1 protein-coding gene is annotated in these 2,716 nt (G+C 67.5%); it reads right to left on the bottom strand.

Annotated features, from left to right (window positions below; genetic code table 11):
* Positions 1 to 2,623: DUF3141 domain-containing protein (locus G3N97_RS37970; RefSeq protein WP_346778180.1), on the bottom strand; the 2,623-nt coding region annotated here is incomplete at its 3' end.
* Positions 2,624 to 2,716 lie beyond the last annotated feature (93 nt).

The raw sequence follows: 2,716 nt of genomic DNA, 5'->3' as shown, positions 1-2,716 counted from the left end.
CACCGCTTCCGCTCGCACTGCCCCCGCCCGGCGGCGGCGGCAGCGGTTCTTTCTCGCTGCCCGGCTCCAGACCGAGCACGCGCTGCACTTCGGCGAAACGCTCCGCGCGCTCGCCGTCGAGCGGCCCCGACGCGCTCGCGACCTGATACACCGCCGACATCAGCAAGCGCCGCGAACGCGTATCCGGCACGAGGTCCGGCAACGCGGCGATGGCGGCCTGCGCATCGAGCTGCACGATCGCGCCCTGGCGGCGCGCCGCCTCCTTGAGTTCCGCGATGCTCGGCTGACGGTCGCCGAAATACTCGCGCGCCAGCTCGCGCATCTTCTGGAACGGCCGGTACTGCACCACGTGCATTTCGTCGGCGAGGTAGGCCATGATGCGCATGAACACATCGAGCAGCGACGCCTTGTGCACGTGCGCATGCGCCGCGCGCAGGCGCATCTGCGCCAGCTCCTTGCGCAGCGCCGTGAGCGGCGGCGCAATCGGATCGAGCGGCAGATTGGGCGCGACGCCCACCCACGCCTGCACCCACGGCGCGGTGTAGAGGCTGTAGAAGGTGCTTTCGGTCCACGTGTCGCGCGCGTCGCGATACGCGTCCCACACGGCCTCGATGCTCGCCGACACCTGCTTTTCCATCAGCGTGAACGGGTTGTCGCGCTCCGCCGGTTTGCGATGCGCGCGCACCGCCTCGGCCACGGCGGGCAGCGCGCCGAGCACCGGATTCGCATCGCTGAAGAAGCTGCGCTCCACGCGCGACGGATGCGACTCGCGCAGCAGATGCGCGCTGAGCGCATTGCTCGACGCGCGCACCGTCGGCGAGACGAACAGGTCGTAAATACGCTGATTGTTTTCCGCGAAACGACGCACGACTTCGAACGGCTGCTCGTCGTCGCGACCGTCGTCGAGCGCGAGAATATCGTCGATGGTGCGGCGCTCGAAGCGGATCTCGTAGCGTCCTTCGAGCGCTTCGAGACGGCCCGCTTCCGGCGTCGAATCGGTGATGCGCGCCTCGTAGAGTCCGGGCGGCAGCACGTCGATCAGATCGAGCGCCGAAAATAGTTCGGTGTGCTCTTTATTCGCCACGCTGGCCGACACGAAGATGCCGAGGTGCCCCACCTTGTCGTGCAGACAGTAGACGATCACCTGCTCGTTCGCGACGATTTCGTCCACGCTCGCGTAGAGATCGGGAATCCAGTTGAGCGCCTGTTGCGGCGGCGTGATGTTGTCGCCCCACGACGCGAGCACGATGATCGGCGTGCGGATGTTGCGCAGATCCACGGGCGCGCGCGCGTTCTTCGCGTAGACCTCGTTGCGCGTGAGGTGATTGCCCACGAACAGGTTCTGCACGATCCAGTCGATTTCCGCGCGGTTCAGCTGGAAGTGGCCGCCCCACCAGCGCTCGAATTCGAGGAAGCGCTCGCGCTCCGTATCGACCTTCGCGTAGAGGTTGTAGAGCTTGCCCCAGAACGTGTTCGACGGATTGAGGTTCTCGAAGTTGGTGACGAGATGCGCGCCGTCGAAGTGGCCGTCGCCGAGATCGGCCGCCAGCGACGACATCCACGAACCGCCCAGCATGCCGCCCGAATAGCGCATCGGATTTTTGCCGCGCACGCCCGCCCAGTACGAAAGCGGCGAGCCCGCGAGCATCAGCGGACCGACCAGCGAAGGCGCGGACGCGGCCAGCAGCGCGGCGGCCCAGCCGCCCTGGCAGTTGCCGATCACGAAGGGCTGGCCGTCGGCGCCGGCGTGCAGTTCGCGCACTTTCTGCAGGAACACGGCTTCGGCCTTGCCGACCGATTCGATGGTCTGCGTATCGGTGGGCACCGGGAAAAACGTCACGAAATAGCACGGATGGCCCTTGCGCAGCGCGATGCCCACTTCGCTGTCCATCTTGAAGCCCGCGATGCCCGGACCGTGGCCCGCGCGCGGATCGATCACGACGAACGGACGCATGCGCGCGTCGGTCTGCACGCCCTCTTCGGGCTTGATGCGCAGCAGCGCGTAGTTGCAGGGATCGTCGAGTTCGCGGCCGTCGACGATCACCTCGTAGTCGAACGCGAGCACCGGCGGCATGCCGGCTTTCTCGTGCATGTAGGTCTGGTTGCCGCGCTCGCGCAGCACGTCGAGGAACAGCACGCTGCGCTGCCAGGCGTCGAACAGATAGTCGTAGAGCGGCTGGATCGCGGCGGGCGCGGCGGCGGGCAAGGCCGGAAACGGCGGCATCGACGCAATCGACGGACTCGACGCCAGCGGCTGCAACGGCGAGAAGGCTTTGGTCGCGCCCGCGCTCGCGGCGTCCAGCGCCTGTTGCGCCTGCGCGAACAGCGGATTCAGCGCCGGATCGAAGGCGGACCCGAAGGCGGATTTCAGCGCCGTCTGCGCGGCCTCGGCCGATTCGGCGAACGCGTTGGCGAGCGGCGAAAACAGCGGCGAGAACGAGGAAAAAGCAGGCAGCGACGAAAACGACGAAAACGACGAGAGCGGCGAAGGCAGGGAAGTCAGCGACGGCGGCAGCGGCCAGAGCGGCCAGAATGCGTTGGTCGCGTGAGTCGCATTGGGCGCGGCGTCCTGCGTCGCGGGGGAATCGGATGAGAGTGCAGGCGAGAGAGCGGAAACTGCCACGACACGAATCTCCTTTAAGGGGGAGCGCGCGGCGTCTCGCGCAGGCCGCGCGAGCGGACCTGGGAGGCGGCGCGCGTCCGGCACCGGGCCGGC

Source organism: Paraburkholderia sp. Ac-20347 (assembly GCF_017104805.1).
Lineage (GTDB): Bacteria > Pseudomonadota > Gammaproteobacteria > Burkholderiales > Burkholderiaceae > Paraburkholderia > Paraburkholderia tropica.
The sequence above is the reverse complement of the archived record's forward strand: the minus strand, read 5'-3'. Positions and strand labels throughout refer to the sequence as shown.